24 protein-coding genes are annotated in these 23,937 nt (G+C 40.8%); 20 read left to right on the top strand and 4 right to left on the bottom strand.

The window, feature by feature from the left end:
• Positions 1-2 precede the first annotated feature (2 nt).
• From AC58QM_RS21135 to AC58QM_RS21115, 5 genes are all read left to right on the top strand, one after another.
• Positions 3-851 carry a helix-turn-helix domain-containing protein gene (locus tag AC58QM_RS21135; protein ID WP_497286831.1) on the top strand — a complete coding sequence of 283 codons (849 nt, stop codon included), beginning with the start codon at positions 3-5 and terminating at the stop codon, positions 849-851.
• 141 nt (positions 852-992) lie between these two features.
• Positions 993-1,742 (top strand): class I SAM-dependent methyltransferase, encoded by a 750-nt coding sequence (locus tag AC58QM_RS21130; protein ID WP_497286830.1) that lies wholly within the window; start codon positions 993-995, stop codon positions 1,740-1,742.
• A 44-nt stretch (positions 1,743-1,786) separates the two neighbouring features.
• The gene (locus AC58QM_RS21125) at positions 1,787-2,776 is read left to right on the top strand and encodes a serine hydrolase domain-containing protein (protein ID WP_497286829.1); all 990 of its coding nucleotides are present in this window, start codon (positions 1,787-1,789) and stop codon (positions 2,774-2,776) included.
• Between the two features lie 371 nt (positions 2,777-3,147).
• On the top strand, positions 3,148-3,657 hold the full coding sequence (locus tag AC58QM_RS21120; protein WP_497286828.1) for a GrpB family protein: 510 nt from the start codon (positions 3,148-3,150) through the stop codon (positions 3,655-3,657).
• 74 nt (positions 3,658-3,731) lie between these two features.
• A complete protein-coding gene (locus AC58QM_RS21115) occupies positions 3,732-4,160 on the top strand; it encodes a GNAT family N-acetyltransferase (RefSeq protein ID WP_497286827.1) in 429 nt (142 codons plus the stop codon).
• 462 nt (positions 4,161-4,622) lie between these two features.
• On the opposite strand, the gene AC58QM_RS21110 is transcribed toward AC58QM_RS21115, so the two are convergent.
• A complete protein-coding gene (locus AC58QM_RS21110) occupies positions 4,623-5,972 on the bottom strand; it encodes an MATE family efflux transporter (RefSeq protein WP_497286826.1) in 1,350 nt (449 codons plus the stop codon).
• 186 nt (positions 5,973-6,158) lie between these two features.
• Here AC58QM_RS21110 and AC58QM_RS21105 point away from each other — a divergent pair, with 186 nt between their 5' ends.
• Positions 6,159-6,704 carry a GrpB family protein gene (locus tag AC58QM_RS21105; RefSeq protein ID WP_497286825.1) on the top strand — a complete coding sequence of 182 codons (546 nt, stop codon included), beginning with the start codon at positions 6,159-6,161 and terminating at the stop codon, positions 6,702-6,704.
• Positions 6,705-6,767: 63 nt separating this feature from the next.
• Here the strand turns inward: AC58QM_RS21105 and AC58QM_RS21100 are convergent, their stop codons facing one another.
• Together AC58QM_RS21100 and AC58QM_RS21095 are read right to left on the bottom strand one after the other, a co-directional pair.
• Positions 6,768-7,841 carry an amidohydrolase family protein gene (locus AC58QM_RS21100; protein ID WP_497286824.1) on the bottom strand — a complete coding sequence of 358 codons (1,074 nt, stop codon included), beginning with the start codon at positions 7,839-7,841 and terminating at the stop codon, positions 6,768-6,770.
• Positions 7,842-7,855: 14 nt separating this feature from the next.
• Positions 7,856-8,212 carry a Rieske (2Fe-2S) protein gene (locus AC58QM_RS21095; RefSeq protein ID WP_497286823.1) on the bottom strand — a complete coding sequence of 119 codons (357 nt, stop codon included), beginning with the start codon at positions 8,210-8,212 and terminating at the stop codon, positions 7,856-7,858.
• Between the two features lie 121 nt (positions 8,213-8,333).
• Here AC58QM_RS21095 and AC58QM_RS21090 point away from each other — a divergent pair, with 121 nt between their 5' ends.
• From AC58QM_RS21090 to AC58QM_RS21040, 11 genes are all read left to right on the top strand, one after another.
• Positions 8,334-9,122: a helix-turn-helix domain-containing protein gene (locus AC58QM_RS21090; protein WP_497286821.1), complete on the top strand. Its 789-nt coding sequence runs from the start codon at positions 8,334-8,336 to the stop codon at positions 9,120-9,122.
• Positions 9,119-10,855, top strand: coding sequence for a sensor histidine kinase (locus AC58QM_RS21085; protein WP_497286820.1), 1,737 nt, complete (start codon positions 9,119-9,121; stop codon positions 10,853-10,855). The genes AC58QM_RS21090 and AC58QM_RS21085 overlap by 4 nt, the downstream gene beginning before the upstream one ends.
• The gene (locus AC58QM_RS21080) at positions 10,852-12,453 is read left to right on the top strand and encodes a response regulator (protein WP_497286819.1); all 1,602 of its coding nucleotides are present in this window, start codon (positions 10,852-10,854) and stop codon (positions 12,451-12,453) included. Before AC58QM_RS21085 ends, AC58QM_RS21080 begins: the two co-directional genes overlap by 4 nt.
• A gap of 152 nt (positions 12,454-12,605) precedes the next feature.
• Positions 12,606-13,556 (top strand): ABC transporter permease, encoded by a 951-nt coding sequence (locus tag AC58QM_RS21075; protein WP_497286818.1) that lies wholly within the window; start codon positions 12,606-12,608, stop codon positions 13,554-13,556.
• A gap of 20 nt (positions 13,557-13,576) precedes the next feature.
• Positions 13,577-14,443 carry a carbohydrate ABC transporter permease gene (locus AC58QM_RS21070; RefSeq protein ID WP_497286817.1) on the top strand — a complete coding sequence of 289 codons (867 nt, stop codon included), beginning with the start codon at positions 13,577-13,579 and terminating at the stop codon, positions 14,441-14,443.
• Positions 14,444-14,504: 61 nt separating this feature from the next.
• The gene (locus AC58QM_RS21065; protein ID WP_497286816.1) at positions 14,505-16,010 is read left to right on the top strand and encodes an extracellular solute-binding protein; all 1,506 of its coding nucleotides are present in this window, start codon (positions 14,505-14,507) and stop codon (positions 16,008-16,010) included.
• Between the two features lie 41 nt (positions 16,011-16,051).
• Positions 16,052-16,801 (top strand): LamG domain-containing protein, encoded by a 750-nt coding sequence (locus AC58QM_RS21060; protein WP_497286814.1) that lies wholly within the window; start codon positions 16,052-16,054, stop codon positions 16,799-16,801.
• A gap of 407 nt (positions 16,802-17,208) precedes the next feature.
• Entirely contained in the window at positions 17,209-17,991 is a 783-nt protein-coding gene (locus tag AC58QM_RS21055) for a class I SAM-dependent methyltransferase (RefSeq protein WP_497286813.1), read from the top strand.
• Between the two features lie 235 nt (positions 17,992-18,226).
• The gene (locus AC58QM_RS21050) at positions 18,227-18,751 is read left to right on the top strand and encodes an AAA family ATPase (RefSeq protein WP_497286812.1); all 525 of its coding nucleotides are present in this window, start codon (positions 18,227-18,229) and stop codon (positions 18,749-18,751) included.
• Positions 18,752-18,787: 36 nt separating this feature from the next.
• Positions 18,788-19,702: a tetratricopeptide repeat protein gene (locus AC58QM_RS21045; RefSeq protein WP_497286811.1), complete on the top strand. Its 915-nt coding sequence runs from the start codon at positions 18,788-18,790 to the stop codon at positions 19,700-19,702.
• 56 nt (positions 19,703-19,758) lie between these two features.
• Positions 19,759-20,163 (top strand): NUDIX hydrolase, encoded by a 405-nt coding sequence (locus tag AC58QM_RS21040; protein WP_497286810.1) that lies wholly within the window; start codon positions 19,759-19,761, stop codon positions 20,161-20,163.
• A gap of 42 nt (positions 20,164-20,205) precedes the next feature.
• Here AC58QM_RS21040 and murC read toward each other — a convergent pair whose 3' ends face one another.
• Positions 20,206-21,498 carry a UDP-N-acetylmuramate--L-alanine ligase gene (murC, locus tag AC58QM_RS21035; RefSeq protein WP_497286809.1) on the bottom strand — a complete coding sequence of 431 codons (1,293 nt, stop codon included), beginning with the start codon at positions 21,496-21,498 and terminating at the stop codon, positions 20,206-20,208.
• A gap of 198 nt (positions 21,499-21,696) precedes the next feature.
• Between murC and AC58QM_RS21030 the strand changes: the two genes are divergently transcribed.
• The 3 genes from AC58QM_RS21030 to AC58QM_RS21020 all read left to right on the top strand — a co-directional run bounded on the left by AC58QM_RS21030 (position 21,697) and on the right by AC58QM_RS21020 (position 23,920).
• Positions 21,697-22,191 (top strand): GNAT family N-acetyltransferase, encoded by a 495-nt coding sequence (locus AC58QM_RS21030; RefSeq protein WP_497286808.1) that lies wholly within the window; start codon positions 21,697-21,699, stop codon positions 22,189-22,191.
• A gap of 346 nt (positions 22,192-22,537) precedes the next feature.
• Positions 22,538-22,972, top strand: a complete 435-nt coding sequence (locus AC58QM_RS21025) for a phosphotransferase (protein ID WP_497286807.1) — start codon at positions 22,538-22,540, stop codon at positions 22,970-22,972.
• A gap of 36 nt (positions 22,973-23,008) precedes the next feature.
• Positions 23,009-23,920 carry an aminoglycoside phosphotransferase family protein gene (locus AC58QM_RS21020; protein ID WP_497286806.1) on the top strand — a complete coding sequence of 304 codons (912 nt, stop codon included), beginning with the start codon at positions 23,009-23,011 and terminating at the stop codon, positions 23,918-23,920.
• Positions 23,921-23,937 lie beyond the last annotated feature (17 nt).

Here is a 23,937-nt window from a genome sequence, read left to right as displayed (position 1 = left end):
GTATGGGCGACGGAACTGTAATGGATGATACTTGGCAGGTTCGACTCTATCGGATCGAGAATGCCGCTTATGATGCGATCGATTTGCAAAATCGAACATTTTCTAATTGGGCTATCAGCTTCATAAAAGATGGTTATGTCGAGATGTCTCATGGTGGGATCAGTCGGATAGCTCGTTCAGGACAAGTGATGATTCATGCCCCAGGCATTCCATTCTCCGAACGGGCGACAGTGCCCGGTTTCCATCAATGGCTCCATATGGAGGCCTATAATAGCTTTCATGTTGATTTATTTCGATTATTTCCGATTAATGAAATCGTTACTTTACTGGATCCGAGCGCATTCTCAGCAATCTTCGATCGCATGTTGCTTGCCTGGGAGAGGAAGGACTCACCATTCCAGGAACTCGAGCTATCAGGATTAGGCCTGCAGCTCATTCATCTGTTACTCCAAAATTGGCATCGTGAAGGTAGTGTCCGCAGAAGCTTTCGGCCGAACAAGAACGATGATCGTCTGGACAAAGTTATTACCTATTTACACACAGCCCTGAGCGAGAAGATAACAAGATCAGCTTTAGCGGAGCTCATTCATCTGAATCCCAATTATTTGGATAAAGTTTTTGCAGAGAAGTTTCATATGAAACCAATGCAGATGCTTCGCGAGCTTCGTATGAAGAAGGTAAGAAGAATGCTGGAAACTAGTGAACATACGTTAACAGAAATTGCGGAGCAATGCGGTTTAGGCGACGCCCCTTATCTAACACAGCAATTTTTTAAACGTTTTGGGTTAAATCCAGGGAAGTATCGTCAACAAGTTCGGATAAATGACCAGACCTATTACAAAAGCCCTTGATACAAGGGCTTTTTTTATCCCCATTTTGCATATAAGGTTTGAATCTCATGCTAACTGCATTTACAATTGTAATATCTTCCAAATTTCTTGAAGTGAATAGCGGCTATCGGTTTTGTAATCATTAGATATGGAGGACTTCGGATGAACAGATCGGAATACAAGAATTTTTACGACAGAGTTGGACTATCGAATGGATGGGACTTTAGTAAAATGAAAACAACAACAGAAGGCGAGCAATGGGATTTTCTTGCGGAAGTTACAAAAAGATGCCAGAGTTCTAGCCTATTGCTCGATATAGGTACGGGCGGTGGGGAAGCTTTACTTTCGATTGCCGATGCTGCCTTACTTGTAATTGGCATTGATCGTTCAAATGGGATGATACAATCCGCAATTGAAAACTTACAAAAAGCTGATAAAACCAATATCCGATTCCTGCAGATGGATGCGAAACAGATTGACTTCCCGAAGTACTTTTTTAATGTAGTGTCCTGTCGGCATAGTGAATTTTATGCAGCTGAAGTATTCAAAGTGTTAACGCACGATGGTATATTCCTAACACAACAGGTAAGCGAGAATGATAAATTAAATCTTAAACAAGCTTTCGGTAGAGGACAGAATGTTGGAATTGAGGATGGTATTTTAAGAGAAAAATACATGACAGAACTCGTTGAAGCGGGCTTCACGGATATTCAGCAATTTGAATGTGATGCAACGCAGTATTTCCAAACATACGAGGATTTGGTTTTCTTTTTGAAAAATACGCCTGTAATCCCTAACTTTGGTGAAATGGATCGTGATTTCGAAATTCTACAACAATTTATTGAATCCAATCAGACAGAAAAGGGAATTAAAACCAACATGAAGCGTTTCATGTTGATCGCAAAGAAATAGGGCTGTAAGGGGAACAAGGAGATTGTCTATGAGGAGTGCATCCTATGCAAGCAAATGGCCTGAAATTAGCTGCGTATATTGACAAGTATCTGGCATTATGGGACTTTTACGGCATTATTCAAGTTATCCAAAAAGGCGAAGTATTGTTTGAAAACGCATACGGATATGCAAGTATTGAATTTGGAATTCAGAATCAAATGAACTCGTGTTTCTCTCTTGCTTCCATATCCAAACAGTTTACTGCTTTTGCTATTTTACTTCTTCATGAAAAGAAATGGTTGGACATCGAACAAGCTGCTCATTTGTACCTACCTGCCGAAATGAAGATTGACGAGTCCATTACTGTGCATCATTTGCTATCACATACCTCTGGATTAGCTAATTTTTACCGTTTTGAAAGTGATTTCTATGCGGAATATAACAGAAAGGATTACTCGCAACGCGATTATTTTCTGAAGTATTTTAGCGATAACCTTGTACATCCACCTGGTACAACATTTCATTACAATAACTCAAACTATAATTTACTTGCATGGATGATTGAACATGTTTCTGGAGAGAAGTACGAAGATTTTATTCGAAACTATATATTTTTGCCTCTACAGATGAATAACAGCGATGTAGATGATGGATGTAAACTTATCAAGAACAAATCTTCAAATTACGAAAAAGATTTTGATACCTACATAAAGAGTCCCTATCATAATGAGAAATTTAGCGTTGGAGCAGGTGCCATCGTTTCAAACTGTGATAATTTGTACAAATGGTACATCTGTCTGCGGGATCGAAAAATACTGTCACCCCAAACGTATGCAAGGTTTTTTGAAGAGAACCAAAACAACTATTGCTATGGGTTAGAACATCATTTTGTATATGGCACAAACAAATACGCTCATGGTGGAGATCATCTTGGCGTGGGTACGTATATGCAAAATTATTTTGATGAAGATCTTTGTATCCTCATTCTTTCTAATAATACTGCTATCGATCAATACAAATTAGGGATAGCGATTTCCGATTCTCCATCATGTTGATGTAGATGTTCCGAAGAAACTTGAAGAATATCCACTAGATCATAATGCGCTCCAAGCTTACTGCGGCGTTTATTTAAAAGATAAAATTGAAATAAAACGTATAAAGGGCAAATTATACTTTACTAGATTCACTGGCAATCTTCATATCGAGATTTATCCGGTAGGTGAAGATAGCTTTGCGCGCAGACATTCTGATCAGACCAAACCTTACCTGTTAACTCGGAACGAGAAAGGCGAAATGACTTTTTTTGGGTTTGCGAAGTGTAATGATGCGTGTTGATTAGCATGCAGAAACCTATAAAGGTTTTTTAGTGGAACATGTGGAATTTGTTTATGGGAAATTATTACTGAGCTTCTATGGAGGGATATGCTTGCCAGTTGAAGTATGTATGGAAGAGTTTAATCCAAAGTGGTTTCAATCGTTTGAGAAAGAGAAGGCGGACATCCTACATATGTTGCCAGATCAAGTAGTTAGCATTGAACATATAGGAAGTACCTCGGTAGAGGGATTAGCCTCTAAACCTATCTTGGATATTGCCGTTGCAGTGAACGATCTTAATGAGGCAGATTCATTTATTGAGCCTTTGCGAATTCTTGGTTATACCTATGTACCTAAAATGGAGTTTCCCAATCGTCGCTTTTTCCGTAAAGGAGAACGGCGTAAGGGCACACATCATCTTCATGTGTATGAAATAACGAGTGATGAATGGAGAAATAACCTTTTGTTCCGGAATTTCTTAAGAAGTCATCCGGATAAAGTGGTAGAATATACGATACTTAAGAAACAACTAGCTGCGGAATATGCAGAAGATCGAGGGACTTATACCCAATTGAAAGCACCTTTTATTGTTTCTGTTATTGAATTAGCTAAGAAATGTTGATTATGTCATAGGGGCCGGTTCGGGAAACAAAAAGTAGCTGAACATGCAGGGGTACATCAAGGAGCTGAAATCTTATGATTCGAGAAGCAGAGCGGTCAGATCGAGATCAATTATGCGAGTTATATAGAATGTTAGTACCAAACAGTAAGAAAATGAATGTACTTGAAGAACAAATTGAAACGATAAAAAAAGATCCAAACAATTTTTTACTCGTATACGAAGAGAATGGTGTACTTCTAGGCTCGGTTACATTGAATATCTGTTTGCAGGCTATGCATGGCATGAGACCCTATGGTGTGGTGGAAAATGTTATTGTACATGAAAATCATAGAAACCGACTTATTGGACAAAAGCTGCTTCACTATGTTGAGGATTACTGCAAATCGATTCATACGCATAAAATCATGCTTTTAAGTAACGCTACACGCCAGAGAGCGCATCAATTTTTTGAAAGAGAAGGGTACAGCGGTTCAGTGAGTAAAGGGTTTAAGAAATATTTATGATGAAAGTCTATTTGATATGATAACGTGAAAAGAGGCTGTCCAAAGAGTCAATTTAGACTTTTTGAACTGCCTCTTCTTAAGGTGATAACCTAGGTATGCAGTAATGAATCTGATTTTTCTATTTCCGTAATTTAACTGTATTTTCTCCATCAAATTAAAGCGGATTTCTCGAATCCAAAAGGTTAACTGTATTTTCTGTAGTTAAATTCCTTCGATTTGCTCATTTCTTCAAATTTTATATAAATTAGCTGTACTTATTCCATCTAATCAAGAAAATAGGCCAGATTCGAGTAAATTAGATGTAGTTTATACATCTAAACACGAATAGGCACTCACCATGCGTTAGCAAGCCACATACCAACAACAAATCAACCTCAAACTAGTCTCAAACCAGCCACAATCCTACACCCAATGCCGGTGAGAGCCAATCCGCCAATTGAAATATCCCCTTTGGTATGCGCTTTAGGACATTTCCTCTCTGCTTACTAACACTTTTTTCTCCCATGCTCTACTTCTCCAACGGAGTAATAAAAGAAGTCCTCTTACTGCTTCGTCAAGGATGAACACGATCCACATGCCGACTAATCCGTATCCCATATGTACACCGATCCAATAGGTAAGAGGCACACAGAGCCCCATTATGACACATGAGCCAACAAGGAGAATAAATCGTGCGTCACCGGCAGCTCGAAGTGCTTCGCCAATCACTATGTTTAAACAGCGTACAGGCTCTAGAAGGAAGCCATACGTTAGTAATAAAGCTCCTAATGCAATGATAGCGGTATTGTCTGTAAACATGCCGATCAACTGTTTTCTGAACAAAACACTCAATGTAACCGCGGCAATGGAAAGGCATAAGCTAAGCAGCAAACTGCGAAACAACTGCTTGTAAGCTTCTTCTTTTTCACCTGCTCCGACAAGTCGACCAATAATAATTTGAGTCCCGCGTCCCAAGGAAATGGCCAGTACCATGATAAATGTCATAATATTTTGTGTATAAATCCTCGTGGAAAGCATTTCAGCGCCAAGTTGCGTGATAAAATAGGTCGTGATCAGTTGACTTATGGAGTAGATGAGCTGACTCCCAGCGGTGGGGACACCGATTGTTAATATTTTCTTTAGATCTGCGAATCTTGCTTTGTAAAAGTCGCTGAAAGAGAAGTTCAAACGAACGATTTTTGTTAAAATGGTACTATAGATAACCAATCCGAGTAATTGGCTGAATACGGCCGATATTGCGACACCGGGAACCCCGAGTTTTGGAAAGCCGAAGGGGCCGAAAATAAATAAAATACTACCGGTCAAATTTACGAGATTGATTCCTAGACTTACCGCCATCGTATACCTTGTATAACCATGCACCTGCGTTATGGCCGCAATCGTTAGATTAATAGCTTGGATAAATAAGCAACTACCAACGATCGAGAGGAATAGGCGCGCTTGCTCCAGAGTCTCCGGTTCTAATCCGAACGGCAGAAGCAGCTGTTTGCTAAAGCAAACGATACACAAGCTTATCAAGAAACCGAATATGCAATTTAGTGAGAGTGCTCCAGCCGCAAACTTCTTGACATCCTTGATTTTATTTGCCCCTAAATATTGAGAAATGACAATGGCTGTACCCGTTGAAATCACTTGAAGCAGTAAAAATAAAAAAATAATGAGTTGATTGCTGACACCTACTGCTGCAACAGCTTCATCCGACACATGACTGACGATGAACGTATCAGAGGTTCGCATAAACACTAAAAGAGACGATTCAATAAATATTGGCCATGTGATGGTGAACAAACTAAGTTTCTTAGGACTCGTCATTGGGCAAGAACTCCTTCGATACGCCTCGATATAGATCTTCTTTTAATCATGAGGTATGGCGAAACCGTTTTCATTGCATAATTTGGGCAAATGATTGCTTATATTGACTGTAATTGATTGCGAGATAAGAATCCACATGAATTTACTAGTAACGTGTATAACGAATAAAAATGGGAGATGAGATTAGTGGGAAATCAATGGCGAATAGCTGCATATGAACCAGAATGGAAGGATATATTCATGGATTTAGCTTCCAAATTGAAACAATCCCTTGGGGCTTATGCGATTAGGATTGATCATGTGGGATCAACATCTGTCATCGGTTTGGATGCAAAGCCAATTATAGATATCCAAATCTCCGTGCTACACCTTGATGATATAAGGAGCTATAAGGATAAGATTGAAAATGCGGGTTTTGTTTATAGGGAAGATAATCTAGACAAATCGAAAAGATATTTCCGGGAAATAGCAGGGACTCGAAGAACTCACATCCATGTTAGGCAAGCAGGTAGTTTTTCAGAGCAGTTGACATTACTTTTTAGAGATTTTTTAAGAGTTCACCCGGAAGACTGTATGAGATACGCGTTAGAAAAACACCGATTGTTCGCACTATATCAGCATGAGCGCGACCAATATGTTGAGGGAAAAGGCCCAATTGTTTGGGACATTATACAGAAAGCTCATTTATGGTCGCAAGAAGTAGGATGGAGTCCGAGTGTAACCGACATGTAAGGGAAACAAGGTAGCAATTGAAAAACTCCCCAACCCTTATAAGAAAGGGAAGGGGAGTTTTACTCATTTCAAATTAAACAGTTGCCGCGCATTTTCACTGAAAATTTTCCGTTTCTTTTCGATGGGAAGTCGTTGTAGAATCTTCGTCGGGTCATCAAAATCCCAATGCGGATAGTCGCTGGAGAACAGAAGCATGTTCTCAGCGTCAAACATATTAAACATAGATTCAAGATGTTTGAAGTCGTCAGGCTCCTCAATCGGCTGTGTAGTTAGGAAACAATGGTCGCGTACATATTCACTCGGCATCCGCTTTAACCATGGTGTTGATGCACGTAGAGCCTTGAAGTTTTTGTCCAGTCTCCAAAGCAACGGGGGCAGCCATGTTACGCCACCTTCGCAAAACACCACCTTAAAGCCCGGATACTTCTCAAATACACCTTCGCATACAAAGCTGACAAGATGAGCCATGAACGTTTGCGGCAAACACGTATGCCATTGCAAATAGTTCGACATATAACCAACTGCGGTTGGTGCGTTAAATATACCCGAGCCTTCAGAACCTGGATGAATGACAAGCGGTAACCCATTGCGCTCACAAGCTTCATAGATTGGATGGAAGAAACGATGGCCGTATGGCATATTGGAACCACCGGATACACAAACTGCGACGATGTCACTATGCGGACCGATTCGATCAATTTCACGCGCAGCTTCCGCAGGATCTTGTGTGCCGATGCACATGTATCCCTTAAACTGCGGGCTGACAGATAACCACTCAGCAATCAGGTAATCGTTGTAAGCACGGCACACTGCTGCAACATGATCACTGTCAGCAAAGCCAGACAAGCCGATAATCGAATCGGAGCAAAGCAGCGCATAGTCCATGTTGAATGGCTTGACCAAATGCTCGAGCATATAATGCGGATCAGACCCGACCGGCAAACCGCTTGGCGGATTCGCATCTTTACGCTTGTTTCCGATCGGTGATGCATAAGGAAGCCCTCCTCCTGGGATACCGAACCTCTCAGCATGACTCCTCCATGGTTCATCCAGATAAGGAATTAAGTCGTTTCTGCTGCGGAATTGATTATGAACATCACAGTCGATGACAGGCAATACCTCTTTATTTGCATTCATTCTAATCTTCCTCCTTATTTGCCGATTTCGATACTAATTTGACCATCTTCTACCACGACGGGATAGACGCGTGTACGCACTTTTTCACTGAACAGTGATTTACCCGTCTTGAGATCGAACTCCCACCCGTGCCAAGGGCAACGTAATATTTCTTGATCACGTCCATATATGAATTCGTACACTTGCGATTCGAGTGTCGTACCACAGACCAGCCCTTTGCACAACTCCGCTCCTTGATGCGGGCAATAATTATTCACGGCATAATAGTCACCCTTGACGTTATAAACCCCAATGGAGCGTTGTTCGATTTGTACGATTTTAAATGCGCCCGAAGGAATTTCTTCTATAGATGCGACCGGATATCTGGTCATACTGTTCAGCCCCCTTAAGCTTTGATATTTCTATCTTAAGTTCATAGCTGAGAAAAAACTATTGCGGAAACAACTGTTTTTTGTATAATTCTAAGGTATAGATGGAAAGGGGCAACTTAGGATGATGCAGCTTATATCTGTGTTTATTGACGATATGCAACAAGATTGGCAAAAGGTTGAAGAGGAGACTCTGACAGATATGCTGATTCTTGTTACTCATGGCGGAGTGAATTATAAGGTGGAAGGTGAGCCTCTCTTTCTCGAGAAGGGGGATTTCCTGTATATTCGTCAAGGTGTCATGCGCTCAGGTACGAATGGACCTGATGGCCCTCATGTGAAATATTCGTCACATTTTCATTTGAACAGTGGCTCTGGTTCGAAAGCGCTTACCAACCTGAAACCGTACCATAAAGTGAAGGTGCAGCGGTTTGACTATGTCAAACAGCGCTTTAGTGCATTAGCGCAACAGTGGTCTAGTCAGAGAGAGCATACAGACATCATCTGTACCGGAATCGCCACTGAATTGCTTGGTTATTTCTTACAGGAAACATCCGTCGAGCGATTCGCCTTTGCCAAGCAGAGATTAATGCGCGAGGTTCAGGACTATATTTCCCTCCATTACCGTGAACGGATTCGAATTGAAGATCTTTCTCGACTTGTAGACCGTGCTCCCAATTATGTCACGCAAACTTTTAAGGAAGTAACGGGGATGACGCCTATCACTTTTTTACATCAAATTCGGGTACATTCGGCACGTGATCTGATACTGAATACAAGAATGACGATAGGGGAGATTGCGGATTATTTGGGCTATAGTGATCAAGCTCATTTCAACCGTGTATTTAAAAAATTACTTGGCTATCCGCCTTCAGCGGTGCAACGGGAAGTCCAGAGAGGAGGTCTGCGATGAGGCTGCGTAATCAGCTACATTCGATACAATTCAAGCTAACACTTACTTTTCTGCTCATTTTGTTACCACTCGTAAGCGTCAGTGTATTCGCCAATAACTATTCCCAATCCATTATGGATGAACAGATCGGTGATCGCACGCGAGGCGCGCTGCTAACAACCCTTGAATATGTCGATCAGCTTACCAAAAATATGGACCAACAAACATTGATGATCGGATTGAACTCGTCTATCGTGGATATTTGGAACGATATAGATAACCCACTCAATCCGGATCATTTGTATGGACTCCATTCGGTACAGCAACAACTTTCCGCAATTACCAATGTAAACGGTGCCATAAAAGAAGCATTTATCATTCATGGAGAAAGCGGAAATGGTGTTTCCACGATGACTGGCGGCGTGAGATGGCCAGAGGTAAAACAGGAGTTTTGGTTCAAACAAACGGTGAACTCAAATGGGGGACTTGTTGTTCACATACCAACCAACACGGGTATCGGACAATCCAAATATTTGAATAGTGATATTATTTATTACTCAAGACTTCTCGATGTGCAGAGCAGCATTAAGGAGCCGAACGTGCTTGTGCTAGCGGTAGACAAAGCTTCTTTTCGCAAAATCATTCAACATCTGCAGACGTCCGATAATATGAACATTAAATTGCTCTATAATGATAGTTTCGTACTGGAAACAAATCCTGCCTCTGTTCGTGGGAAAGGTAACGAAGATGAGATGATGTCGATCAGTGAGGCTAGTAATTACTGGTCGATCCAGCTTGAACAGCCTCGTTCTGAACTATTTCGATTAACGCATAGATTGCAACAATTTACCTATTTGATCATTGTCGTAAGCATTATTATGGCGGTGTGGATTGCGTGGCTCGTCCACGTGGAGATATCTAAACCTTTGCAGAAGCTGCTTGCGGCGTTCAAACAATTTAGTGGTGGTAACCTAACCACACATATTGTGCATCACCGAAAGGACAAGTTCGGCGCCGTTATGAATGGGTTTAATCGAATGGCAGATGCACAGCGGATGTTGATAGAAGAAGATTATGAAAAGGAGTTGCGACTTGCTAAGTCAGAATTCAGTCTGCTGCAATCGCAGATTAACCCACATTTTTTGTATAATACGTTAGATTCCATTTACTCCGTAGCCATTAAGAATAAAATTCAAGAGATCAGTGAGATGGTCATCAATCTCGCACGATTCTTCCGAGTTAGTCTCGGCAAAGGTCGAGAGACATTTACACTGGAGGAAACGATTCAGCACCTGATGTACTACATTCGAGTTCAGCAGATTCGCACGGATCATTTTACAATACAGATTACCCTTGAGGAAGATGCTAAGCCGGTTCAAATCTTAAAGTTGTTGCTGCAGCCTGTTGTGGAGAACGCGATCATTCATGGCCTGGAACGAAGCTCGCGTGGAGGAGAACTACGGATTAACTCAACCTTAACAGAAGGGTTCTTGCAGATTGAAGTTGCGGACACAGGTATAGGGATACCAAGCGAGAAGCTGAACCATTTGTGTGATGAACTAGGTATGATCACTAGTCATTCGTATCGGATTTCACCGAGCAGCCCAACGGACATCTATTTTGGACTCAAAAATGTAAAGTCTCGGCTCAAGCTGTATTACGGAGAACAAGCAGATTTGACTGTAGAGAGCGTAGAAAATGAAGGTACCCAAGTAACGTTAAGAATTCCTCTGAGGAAGGGTGAAGAAGGATGAAATTGTTAATTGTGGAAGATGAGTTATATGTTCGGGAAAGATTAGCGGAAGGCATCGATTGGAACGAGGTTCAAATTGAGCTGACGTCGGCAGTAGGTACAGGTAAGGAGGCTATGTCCGTACTTCAGAATGATCATATCGATATTGTACTGACGGATATACGGATGCCTGAGATGAATGGGCTGGAACTAGCAAAGATGGTCAAAATGCAGTACCCGCATATCAAACTCCTAATTCTTACCGGACATGATGATTTCGACTATGCCAGGGAAAGCATTGAACACGGCGTATTTAAATATTTAATCAAGCCAGCTGAAAATGAACAAATTGTGGAAGCTGTGTTGGAAGCGAAAGAACAGCGGGAGAAAGAGCTAAGTGAGAAGCATAATATGACCCTTCTGCAAACGCGATGGAACGAACATTTACCTCACTTGAAGGACTTATTTTATAAGAATTGGCTAAACGGCCGTTACTCCGCCTGGGAGATCGAACGTAGAGGAAATGATCTTGCAATTCGTTTGGAAAACCGTAAAGCGTTACCCATCATTCTTGATATTGATCCAATTCCTGAAAGTAATGACCGATTTGATGTGAAGGATAGACCGCTTGTGCAGTTTTCGTTGTTCACGATCGCTCGGGATTTGCTAGAAAATGAAAGTTGTGTTGTATTGCAAGATGACGATAGTCTGACCGTTGCGATATTTTTCGCATCAACGGAAGTGGGGGACGAGGTCTTGCAAGGACAAGTGAATGGGCAGGTCCTGGGGCTTCTTGAGACAGTTAAGAATACGTTGAAGCTGACGGCTAGTGCGGGTATTGGTACTTCAGTCGTCGATCCATCCATGTTACCTCGTGCATACAAGCAGTGTCGTCAAGCGTTGCAAGAGAGGTTGATACTAGGAAACGGTGTGGCAATTCCATATCGAGACGATGCACCTGCGGAGGATTCTTGGGCTATTCTACAGGAACTCGAACGTGAATTTGAGGCAGTTATCGAGGCTGGTAGTCAGGAGGAGCGAAGAGAAGAGATCGTTCGCCGTATCATCGAGGTGGGATTTGCAAGCGGTAAACCGGTATCGGAGGCTCGCGAGGTCTTGTTTCGGATTGTGTGTTTACTTGCAAGGATCGTACATGCACAGGGTTGGACACTTAGAGGTACGTTGAAGAACGATTACGAAGACTTTGAAGCATTCACTTGTTTACTGACTCGGGAACAGATCGAAAGCTGGTTGAATCGAATGGCGGGTAGAATTAGTTTGGCTATAATACAGAGAAGGCAGTCCAGTACACAACGAACATCACACGAAGTCATCAGTTTTATACAGGAGCATTTGCATAAGGAAGAACTGAGCTTACATTTTGCAGCGGAAAGTTTGTTTGTTAATTATTCATACTTAAGCCGTATTTTTAAAGAGACGATTGGAGAATCGTTCTCTGATTATGTGCTGCGGCTGCGGATGGAGAGAGCTAAAGAGTTGTTGAGTAAAGGAGTCAAGGTATCTGACGCCTCGGAACAGGTGGGGTATCGGCACATGAACTATTTCTCCAAAAGCTTCCAGAAATTCTGGGGTGTTAAACCGAGTGAGGTTAATAAATAAAGTCCAATCCTTGGATTGGCTTTTTTTTTATTCAAAAAGTAAAAAAAGTTGCAATGAAAGTTGAAAGAATGGAATACGCTTTCAAACCGACAACAGATATAATGAGGGCACAGAAGTTTAATCTAGCAACCTTGAGAGGAGAGAACCAAGAAATGAAAGCTTACGTCCCTACAGAATCATCCCATGTAGTAATCAGCAAACGAGCAAATCGACATCCATTACTAAAATATTGGGATCTCTATTTGATGGTTCTGCCAGCGCTAGTCTTTTTGCTAGTGTTCAAATATGGACCGATGTACGGAGTCTTGATTGCTTTTAAAGACTACAACATTATTCAAGGGGTATTTGCAAGTAAGTGGGTCGGTCTTCAGTATTTTCGCGAATTGTTTATGTTCGACGAGTTTCCACAGGTAGTACGTAACACGCTGATAATTAGCTTTATGAAGCTAGGTATCGGGTTCCCAGCACCTATCCTACTGGCGCTTCTGCTTAATGAGCTTCGCCTAGATAAATTCAAGCGCTGGGTACAGACCTTTACGTACCTGCCGCATTTCATTTCGTGGGTCGTCATTGGGGGGATAGCTGTTGACGTGCTGTCACCGAGCAGCGGTATTGTGAACAAAGCGATTCAAGCGCTTGGCGGTGAACCAATCTTCTTCCTATCGAGTGAGGGCTTGTTCCGCTGGATTCTCGTATACTCCGATGTGTGGAAAGAAGCAGGATGGGGAGCGATCATTTACCTTGCGGCGTTGCTAGGCATCAATGATGAATTGTTTCAGGCAGCCACGGTGGATGGTGCAGGGAGACTCAGACAAATATGGCACATTTCACTTCCAAGCATACGATCGACGATCATTATTCTACTTCTACTGCGAATAGGTCATTTGCTTGACGCTGGCTTTGAGCAAGTGCTCGTGATGTACAACCCAACCGTATATGAGGTCGGTGATATTATTGATACTTACGTATTCCGTGTTGGACTAGGAACCATGCAATTCGGATTGAGTACGGCAGCGGGGCTATTTAAATCAGTCATCGGATGTATCCTTCTAGTTATCGCGAATACGTTAGCCCGCCGTATGGGTGAGGAAGGAATATACTAACTTAGAGAGGTGGAGCCTGTGTGATTCGTACTAGAGGAGAAATCGTATTTAATTACTTCAATATGTTCATTCTTTCAATCATCTCGTTATCGATGATTCTGCCTTTCATTCATGTTGCAGCTAAAGCGTTCAGTAGTGAAGCTTTTGTTCTATCGAAAGACATCATATTTTGGCCTAAGGGATTTACGACGATATCTTTTGAATATGTGCTTTCAAATAAGCAATTTTACTACTCATTTGGTAACTCCGTGTTCATTGCTGTTGTTGGAACGGTAATCAGTATGGCTCTGACCGTACTTGCGGCTTATCCGCTTTCTCGCAAGGGGTTACCGTATACGCGCTTTATGATGTTACTGTTCGTTATCACGATGTTCTTCAACGGCGGGCTGATCCCTACGTATCTTGTCGTCAAGCAAGTAGGGTTGCTCAACTCACTATGGTCACTAATTTTGCCTACTGCATTGGCTCCATTTAATATGATCCTAATTCGCAACTTTTTCATGGGAGTGCCAGACTCCCTGGAGGAATCGGCTCGGATGGATGGCGCTTCAAACTTGCGCATTTTGACATCGATCTACCTGCCATTATCTGTCCCTGCCTTAGCTACCGTTGGCATGTTCTACGCAGTTGGATATTGGAATGCGTTCTTTCAAGCCATGATGTACATTACTGACCGGGAATTAATGCCTCTCCAGATGTTTCTATTACAACTGGTCACCGATGAGAGGTCAGCCGATCTGGTTGTGAATGATATTTTCCGCGATGTCACCCCTGAAACGATTCGGGCAGCGGCAATTCTGTGTGCAGTGGTTCCAATTCTTTTGGTATATCCGTTCATTCAGCGTTATTTTGTCAAAGGGGTTATGCTGGGCGCAGTCAAAGGATAATGGCCAGCCTGCGAGTACGCCCGTTTACTTTATACAAACACTATTGGGGAGGTTCTATTCAATGAAAATTCAAAAGAAAGTGCTTTTAGGAATGTCTGTCGTTCTGCTGGTTGGTGTTACAATTGGCTGTAGCAGCAATAACGCATCACCTGCTAGCACGAACTCTGGTTCAGCAAGTACAAGTGGACCGATCAAAAACAAGGACTTAAAAGTGATGCGCACGTATCATCCATCTATGGAACAATTCAAAGGTAACGACACTATCAACGACAATAAGTTGGTGAATGTACTCAAGGAGAAATCGGGTTTCAATGTGAAATTCGAGTCACTGCCAAAGGACAACCCGAACCAAAAGATATCGATCATTTTGGCTTCAGGCGATGTGCCAGATGTCATGTGGATTCCTGGGAAATCGGACTATTTCAAGTTAGCACAGCAAGGGGCGTTTGAGCCGCTAGACGATCTGGCTAAGCAATATATTACTAGTCTATCTAGCTTCCTGCCCAAGGAAATTCTTGACTCCGCCAAACTAGATGGCAAATTATACGGTATTCCAGTTCGAGTCGCACAACAGGTAGGTAACGGCATTTTGGAGCGTTCAGACATTCTGAAAGAGCTCAATTTGAAAGAACCAGCGACCATGGATGAGATGTATACGACGCTTAAGACCATCAAAGAGAAAAAGAATATAGCACCGCTAACAGGTACAGGTGGAAATCCAGGCGCGTTTATGGCATCATTCTTACCTTACGCTGCTGCTTACGGAGTAGGCACTACAACAGTCGTCAAAAATAGTAAGCTAGAGTTCGCATGGGTGCAGCCGGAATATAAAGAGTTCCTTACGACAATGAAGAAATGGTATTCCGAAGGCTTGATTGACCAAGAATTTGCTATCAATAAAGACATCAAGGACAAGATGATTAATGGAACAGCTGCATTTAGCACCGTGTATTGGGGCGATGCGCTGACAATTGACACGTCTATCAAGGATAAGAAAGGAAGCGGAACCTTACAGTATATCGCACCGGTTAGCGGCAAAAACGGTTCCTCTGGCTTCCAAGAGCAGGGTACTCCAGGCAATTTCATCGTAATTCCGAAGCAAGCGAAGAACAAAGAAGGCGCTGCCGCTTTTATCAATTACATCATGAACGCTGACACTGACAAATTCCTAACTTACGGTATCGAAGGTCAAGATTACAAGGTGGACAATGGACAAATCGTGCAAACGCCAGATCAAAGCAACAACATTCCTTGGCGGACATTGTACTTCTTCGGTGATACTGACCCGAGCTTCAATGCTCGTTTGAAAGTAAAAGGATTCTTGCCCTACTATGAGCCATTGCTGAAATTTAAACAGAATCGTGAAGAAACCGCATATGCACCTTCGATCGAGGCTTTTGATTCTAAATTCACTGAGCTGCGCAACTATTCAGAAGAAAATGCTTTGAAATTTATTATGGGTAAACGTGATCTAGCTGAATTTGATAAATTTGTCCAAGAATTAAATGCCAAAGGCGGCAAAGTTGCCATCGAGGCGATGAATGATTGGTATGGGAAAAAGAAATAACGAATAAGAAATAAGGAATGTTCATCTGGAGGCTGCAAAACATGAAGAAAAATACGGACATCATTCTCAAACATCCGAATCTGGTCACATTTTGGGATTTCCAGGAGGAACCTGGGCAAGCACGTATGTCAAAAGGAAGAGAACCATATGCTCTGCTGGAAGGTTCTGAAGCGGTAGAAAGAGACGATGAAGGCATTTTCGGCCCGTATAGTGCTTTGTTAGAGGAAGGGAAATGGTTTCGTATTCCACGTCAAGAACTCAGTGAACTGAACATTCATGGCGAGAATGCGAAAGTAACCGTTGTTGCTTGGGTAAAACGCAGAAGAAAATCGAATAATGAGTGCGAATTTGTTGCTGGCATCTGGAATGAAACGAATAAGAAACGGCAATACGGACTCTTTGTGAATCTATCCATTTGGGAGAGCGGCCAGCAGGTATGTGGCCATGTATCTTCCATAGGAGGTCCGACACCTGGTTATCGTTGGTGTATGGATTCATCTATTGGTAACACGGAAATTCCGCTAGAAGAATGGCATCTCATTGCGTTTACTTATGACGGCGAGTATGTGAGGTCTTACTTAAACGGTAAATTAGATGAACGTCCCGTTCGAAATCCTTATCATTATCCAGGTGGGCTCTTCGACGGTGGCGAAGATGGTGCAGATTTTACTGTTGGTGCAGTGAATCGTTCCAATGAGATCGGCAATTTCTTTGTCGGCAGCATCGGGGGATTAGCGATTTACAACCATGCATTAACCGATGAAGAAATTTACAATCTTGCTTATATGTAAACAAGTGGAATGCCGCATGATATGCGGCATTTTTGCTTTTTTTAAAGTAGTGATCTCATTAGAGGGAAGAAAGCAGGAAATAATTAACTATAGCCATACTTTCCATTGCTCCCTAGATTCAACTCACGGTATGGTGAATGTAAGTTCAATATTGCAATATTATTCTGAAATTGAAAGAATGGTGCTATGCGAATGATTACACTCCAATTTGTGGCTGTTGGTATTATAACGAGGCGTCCAAGCGGACTTTAGAGAGTGCGGGGATGTTTACAAAGACGAGGTTATTAAAGGTTAAAGTAACTCAACCATGAAACTGATCGATAAAAGAAAGGGGGATTACATAAGGCTCCTCTTTTGATTATTATAGGAAGTATATAGAAGAGACTGATATCAAGGAGGTTGTGAAGATGGAAAGAAGAAACACATTTAATGAAATAGCAAAGGAATATGATACGTCTAGACCAAGCTATCCAGATCAGTTGTTTTCCGACATACTGGATTTATCAGCTATAACGAAAAACGATTCCATACTTGAAATTGGCTGTGGTACAGGTCAAGCAACGAAAGGATTTGTAGATTTAGGCTTTGATAATGTGACTTGTATTGAATTAGGGCATCAATTAGCAGAATTTACGCGCGACAAATTTAAGAAATGCCCGAATGTTAACATAATTAATGCCCCATTTGAAACTTGGCAGGGTGAACAGAGCAGTTTTGATTTGGCTATATCGGGTACAGCTTTTCACTTCATTCAGCCACAAGAGGATGGTTATCGGAAAGTATTCAATTTGCTAAATGACAAAGGCTCTATCGCATTCTTTTGGACTGTTCATGTACCTTCTTTTGATGAGGTCTCTAATCGCATTCGAGCAAGTTATAGACGATATGCACCGCAGCTGGATGATTCGAAGAAACCAACCATTGAACAGATTATTGAAGAAAGGTCATTGTTAACGTTAAAGGATGGCCTGTTTAAGGAATTAGAAGTGAAGCAATATATCTGCAATCATGCTTATTCACCTAATGAATATGTCGCATTATTAAACACGAATTCCGGACATAGACTCATTCCCGAAGATGTGCGATTAGCATTGTTTGAGGAAATCAAAGAGGCGATTGAAGAAAATGGCGGTACGTTGTTTAAACCTCAAGCCGTAGTATTGTTTCATGCTAGTAAGAACGTAAACTGATGGACGGATGGAGTGATCGCATGCATTTTGAATGGTCTACAGCAATTATCCAGATATTTTTAATAGCTGTCGTGGTATTGTTTGTGTTTTTGATTATAAGATTTGTAAGAAAAAAGAAACCGTAGACGAAATGACATATGTTTAATGGCATTAACTAAATTATTTAACAGCATTAATTAATTTTCAAAAGAAGAATTTTAAGGACATATTTTGTAACAATGGAGGTGAATATTCGTTGGTAAATGAACTTACTTCAACTATGGAACAGCAGGTACCCTTATTTATTGTAACTGGATCAAGTGGATCGGGAAAAACCTACGTTATCAATGAGTTGCGAAAAATAATGCCTGAATTTGATATTTTTGATATTGATAATCTTCGCGAAGTAGGCATTTCAGATGAGCAACAAATACGAAATGTTTGGCTCCGAGTGGCTCGAAATACAGCTGAAAGTGGAAGAATGACGATCATATGTGGAACAGCAATGACTTGGGATATTGAAAAATGTGTGGATTATCCTTATTTTAAGCATGTATACTACTTGAATTTGCATTGTGATGATAAGACGCGTGAGAAACGATTACGTGCAAGAAATTGGCCAGAAGAAATGATTGAAGACTATAAGAAATTTGCAAAATGGTTATTTGAAAATGCGGATACCGCATATAACCCACCAATGCCAATCGTTGATACGACTGTAGCTGATGTGGCTGATGTAGCTGCTCAAATCAAGAAATGGGTATTGCAGGTTGTTCAATAACTGCTTCAGCTGTTATTGAACTTTCAGGAGGATACGTTGAATACAAATGAAAAAGCACTTGAAAAACTAGAAAATAATGAATATGAAGAAGCCTTTGCTTTATTCAAACAAGCTGTTGTAGAGACTAGAAACATACAGTCGTTAACAAATCTTGCTTGGATATATAGTCATGAGGAAGGCGACTATGAGACGGCACTTGTTCTTACTAAAGAAGCTGTTTCATTGAATCCTACTTCTATTATTCCTTATAACCTGTTAGGTGAATTATACATACATTTCGAAAAATGGCATGAGGCTCTTGATGTTCTAACGCAATCGTTAGCCATTGAGCCTTCACATGAAGCTTATAATAATTTAGGTGTAGCCTATTATCATCTCGCTGAGTTGAAAGAAGCATCAGCTTGTTTTTTGAAAAGTGCTTTACCCTCAAGTTATGCGATGTATAGTCATATTCAATGTTTAATTGAGCTTGGAGATTTGAATGAAGCAAAAAGTAAACTGGATGTCTTTTCAGAAAAAGACGATGAGTTCGTTGGGGAGCTAAACGTTGCTGAATTGTATGTTGAATTGAAATGTTTTAATGAGGCTGTTCACTGGTTTGAAAAATCATGGAACAACTATTACAAAATGATAGATTGGGTAAGTCGATATATGTACTCACTCAAAAAAACTAATAATTTGGACCAAGCATTTGAAATCATAAAAAAATGTGTGCAAGAAAAAACAATCGAAATAGATAATGCGAATAACCAAGAATGCGATGACATTTGTACTGAAAGTGTTAATGAAATTGATTTGGAAAGATTAAGATATGAGAGGATAGAATTTGAAAACATAATAGACAAAATAAATACAGGTTTTATTCCTCCATATCAATTTACAACTTCCTTAAAGACTGGTTGTTATTTGTTCGGATGTAAAAGACATAATCACCCGGAATACAATAAGTAATAGGCATTGCACTGTCATGATTGATGGTTATAGCGATGAGATAAGGGGGAGGTTCTTTGAACAAATGGGTCGGGGCTGCAGCTGTTTGCGTTAATTCTGAGCGTCAGCTGCTTATGGTTTTACAGGGTAAACCAGAAGAAGAGAAACGATGGTCAGTACCTTCTGGCGGTGTAGAGTTAGACGAAAGCTTAGAAGAATGCTGTATCCGAGAAGTTTATGAGGAGACGGGTTATCGATGTAAAATCATCCAAGAGATTAAAAGTAAAGCAGGAACATATGGTCCAATTTCGTTCAATGTGACATATTTTAAAATTGAAATTGTAGGAGGACAACCAAGCATTCATGATCCAGATGGACTTATCTATGAAATTGCTTGGAAGACCTCTGCACAATTACAAGAACTGCCATTCTCATTCCCTGAAGACAAAGAGTTTTTATTAGCGCATATGGGCGAAAAATAATGATCTTCAACTGCAATGGGATCAATAATGATTTGCTTTAAATCATCTTTGCAATAACAGCTCTTGATATTTTTGAATGTCTCCGGCACCCATGAATAGGAGTATGGAGTCGCTGTACTTATTTAAGTCTGATACAAAATGATCGGATACCAATTGAGCATCTGGAATAAGGTTTCTTAAGTCATCAATGGAAATGTTTCCAGTTGCTTCTCTTGCAGATCCAAATATAGGACAAAGGAAGATATCATCTGCTTCTTTTAGCGAATCGGCGAAATCGTCCATTAATTTTTCTAAACGACTAAACGTATGTGGCTGAAAAATGCCGACGACCCTTTTACCAGGGTATTTGCTTCTTGCAGCTTCAAAAGTGGCTCTTATTTCAGACGGGTGGTGTGCATAGTCATCAATTACGATATTGTTGCCCCATCGTTTTTCTGTAAATCTTCGTTGAACGCCTGAGAAAGACGCCAATTGCTTTTTTACAATTTCCAAGTCTCGATCTAATAAGAGCGCTACACCAATTGTAGCTAGGGCATTGAGCACACTATGCTTCCCAAACAACGGAATGCTAAAGCGACCTAACTCAGTTTCATTGAAGAAAACGTTAAAGAATGTGGCATCCTCATCAACTGTCACATCTGAAGCTCTCAGCGTATTATCCTTACCAAAACCATAAAATAGTGTATTTGTGTTTGTAGACAGTAAACGCACTTGTGGATCATCTCCGCAAGCAACGATATGTTTGGTCGTTAAGGCAGTCATTTGCTCAAAAGCATTCCTAACGTCATCGATATCAGTAAAGTAATCTGGATGATCAAAGTCAATATTAGTAATAACCGCTATATCAGGTTGATAAGCAAGAAAATGACGTTTGTACTCACAACTTTCAAAAATAAACTGAGCAGCATCAGGATGACCAATACCTGTCCCGTCTCCAACGAGGCTGCATGGCGGATGATCAGCACTTAACGCATGAACTAACATGCCAGTCGTCGTCGTTTTACCATGAGATCCCGTTACTGCAATGCTTGTGTAAGTTTTCAACATTTCACCAAGGAAGTTGTGATATCGTATAACAGGAATCCCCAATTGTTTGCATGTTACGATGGAGGGATGTGTATCTTCGAAGGCATTTGAAGCAATGACCGTCATAGTTGGAGATAATGGCGCCTCACCGAATGCGTAAAGCGGAATATTTCGCGAGTCGAGGTTTACTTGTGTGAAAAGAAAAGAGTCAATGTCTTCTCCTTGGACTTTATGGTTGAGATCAAATAGAATCTGCGCTAATGCACTCATACCACTACCTTTAATGCCAATGAAATGATAACTTCCCATCGCAACCTCCTGAAAAATAACCGAAAATGTTTATGATCTTTAGCCATGTATGTCACTAGAAACATCCTAATTGTATAGCTTATCCCATAAATTTACACTGATGATACAGTGATAATTAGATGATTTTTGATAGATCATTTGCCTAATCAACCTACATAATCTGTATGTCATGTAATACACTGAGTAGAGGTGATAAACATGGATAAAGGCGATCAAATAGACATTCTTGCTCCTGCTAATGAGAACGATAAAGAATGGCTGCTTCATTTATGGATAAGTGAGTTTGGCGGCGAAACTGTCATATCTAAAGGCAAGACGCATCATGTTAAAGACATGCATTCACTCATCGCCTGGGCGAATGGTGTACGCGTTGGAGCAGCAACGTACCGACTAGGGATCGATTACTCTGAGTTAGTGAGCATAAACTCGCTAGTCAAAGGTTCAGGTATAGGAAGCCAATTAATTGCAACTGTCGAACACACGATAAAGCAATTGGGGATAAGTCGCATCTGGGTCATTACTACAAATGATAATGTGGATGCCCTGAGATTTTATCAACGCAAAGGGTACCGAATAGTCGCACTATATCCCGATGCCGTCACCGAGGCTAGGAAGCTAAAAACCACAATCCCCCTAATAGGTTTCTTCGATATACCGTTACGTGATGAAATTGAACTTGAGAAAATTCTTTGATTATAACTGATGTAGGTTCCAGGAAGGTAGGTTACTATCATTATGGAGAATGAAAATGTAATCTATGGGATACTGCTACACCCTACTAACAAAGGTCAGGTATTTATACGAAAAGAATATGAAGCATGGTGTCTTCACGGTACGAGCGTGCAAGGTGAGATCACAACAGTCTTAGCTACGCAAGTAATGTCACAAATGTTTGGGGAGCCTGTTGTCGCATATAGGAATGTTTCTATGACAGAAAGTGTGCTATTGGGTGTAACAGAGGGAATTTTTTTATTGCAGAACCTCAGCATGAACGAAATATCAACTGTGGGAAAATGGGTGAGTAGGGGAGACCTCACACATGTACAATTCAACCGGATGGATCATCTCGAAGATGCATGCAAAGCTTACCGAATACGCTGTCCCATCCACATTAATTCATGGTGATCTCAATCTTGGAAATGTTACAATTGTAAATGACAAGCTTAATTTCATCGATTGGACAGATGCATCTGTAGCGCATCCTTTTATGGATATGTTTCTTATTTTTGACGAGAGTGATTTAACGCTACGTGATCAACTGAGAGATGTATATTTGGAACAGTGGACCCGTTTCGAGCCAATGAATCGTCTGCAAGAGCTCTGGTCACTCTGCGAGGTCGTACATGCCATACATCACGCAATAAGTTACCAATCTATCTTGCATCACACTGAGGAAAGATCGCATTACGAGTTGGGAGATGCACCGTCTTTTTATCTTCGTAAGGCATTGCATTTTCTTCAAGAACATGGTTAAAACTTGAATGGATACAGTTGGAGGTTGTCACTTCAGATGAAAGAGCACTATTATTTCAGGCAAAATGAGATCGAACATATCATTTACCGGTTTGGCAAGGATTTTTATGATAAGGTATTGATTGATATTGATACTTATTCTAATAAGTGGGAGTTAGACTCTTTTGAGTTTATCCCTTCTTATTCCGCAAATATAGTTTTGACATGCTTTTCAGCTCGCTATGGAAGGGCTGTATTAAAAATCGGTAATCCAACAAGTCTTCATACAGAAGTTAATGCTTTGATTCAGTATACGAACAGAAGATTTTGCAAAGTGTTTGAAGCTGACATTGACAGAGGTATCCTACTTGAAGAATGTGTGCAACCAGGTACATCTTTAAGGAATGAGTCTGATCTCGAAAAAAGACTGTCTGTATTTTGCTCCCTTTATAAAGGATTGCATATTACACCAGTAAACGCTGACATATTTCCGACGTATACGAATTGGGTCAGAAGAATAACTGATTACATGAGTAAGCGAGAAGATTGTAAAGACATGTATGTGTACATGCAAAAAGCAAATGAAATATGCAATTCACTCTCATCTTCGTATTCGCAGCAGATGCTGCTTCATGGCGATTTCCATCATGATAATATATTGCTTACTACGAATGAAGAATACATCATCATCGATCCTAAAGGTGTCATTGGTGATCCTATATTTGATGTTCCACGATTCCTATTAAATGAATTTGAACAATTGGCAGTACAGGAACGTTTTAAAAAAATCATTGAAATCATAGATTATTTAGCGAAGCACCTTCATATTCCAACGGGAGTTTTAAAAGAATGCTTATATGTAGAAACGGCAATGGGAGCCTGCTGGAGCGTTGAAGACGGAGCTACCCCTGAGGAATATAGACGAAATTTAGAAAATATTGCTTTTGCTGAAGCCATTATGAACACTTAAGATGGAAAGGCTGTCTA

It is taken from the genome of Paenibacillus sp. J22P165, assembly GCF_059692015.1.
The sequence above is the reverse complement of the archived record's forward strand: the minus strand, read 5'-3'. Positions and strand labels throughout refer to the sequence as shown.

Coding starts and splice junctions, on each gene's coding strand:
- AC58QM_RS21065 (WP_497286816.1), top strand. CDS start 14,505: ATGAAAATTCAAAAGAAAGTGCTTTTAGGAATGTCTGTCGTTCTGCTG.
- AC58QM_RS21090 (WP_497286821.1), top strand. CDS start 8,334: ATGATGCAGCTTATATCTGTGTTTATTGACGATATGCAACAAGATTGG.
- AC58QM_RS21130 (WP_497286830.1), top strand. CDS start 993: ATGAACAGATCGGAATACAAGAATTTTTACGACAGAGTTGGACTATCG.
- AC58QM_RS21125 (WP_497286829.1), top strand. CDS start 1,787: ATGCAAGCAAATGGCCTGAAATTAGCTGCGTATATTGACAAGTATCTG.
- AC58QM_RS21115 (WP_497286827.1), top strand. CDS start 3,732: ATGATTCGAGAAGCAGAGCGGTCAGATCGAGATCAATTATGCGAGTTA.
- AC58QM_RS21135 (WP_497286831.1), top strand. CDS start 3: ATGGGCGACGGAACTGTAATGGATGATACTTGGCAGGTTCGACTCTAT.
- AC58QM_RS21025 (WP_497286807.1), top strand. CDS start 22,538: ATGTACAATTCAACCGGATGGATCATCTCGAAGATGCATGCAAAGCTT.
- AC58QM_RS21020 (WP_497286806.1), top strand. CDS start 23,009: ATGAAAGAGCACTATTATTTCAGGCAAAATGAGATCGAACATATCATT.
- AC58QM_RS21110 (WP_497286826.1), bottom strand. CDS start 5,972: ATGACGAGTCCTAAGAAACTTAGTTTGTTCACCATCACATGGCCAATA.
- murC (WP_497286809.1), bottom strand. CDS start 21,498: ATGGGAAGTTATCATTTCATTGGCATTAAAGGTAGTGGTATGAGTGCA.
- AC58QM_RS21055 (WP_497286813.1), top strand. CDS start 17,209: ATGGAAAGAAGAAACACATTTAATGAAATAGCAAAGGAATATGATACG.
- AC58QM_RS21075 (WP_497286818.1), top strand. CDS start 12,606: ATGAAAGCTTACGTCCCTACAGAATCATCCCATGTAGTAATCAGCAAA.
- AC58QM_RS21085 (WP_497286820.1), top strand. CDS start 9,119: ATGAGGCTGCGTAATCAGCTACATTCGATACAATTCAAGCTAACACTT.
- AC58QM_RS21080 (WP_497286819.1), top strand. CDS start 10,852: ATGAAATTGTTAATTGTGGAAGATGAGTTATATGTTCGGGAAAGATTA.
- AC58QM_RS21030 (WP_497286808.1), top strand. CDS start 21,697: ATGGATAAAGGCGATCAAATAGACATTCTTGCTCCTGCTAATGAGAAC.
- AC58QM_RS21060 (WP_497286814.1), top strand. CDS start 16,052: ATGAAGAAAAATACGGACATCATTCTCAAACATCCGAATCTGGTCACA.
- AC58QM_RS21095 (WP_497286823.1), bottom strand. CDS start 8,212: ATGACCAGATATCCGGTCGCATCTATAGAAGAAATTCCTTCGGGCGCA.
- AC58QM_RS21100 (WP_497286824.1), bottom strand. CDS start 7,841: ATGAATGCAAATAAAGAGGTATTGCCTGTCATCGACTGTGATGTTCAT.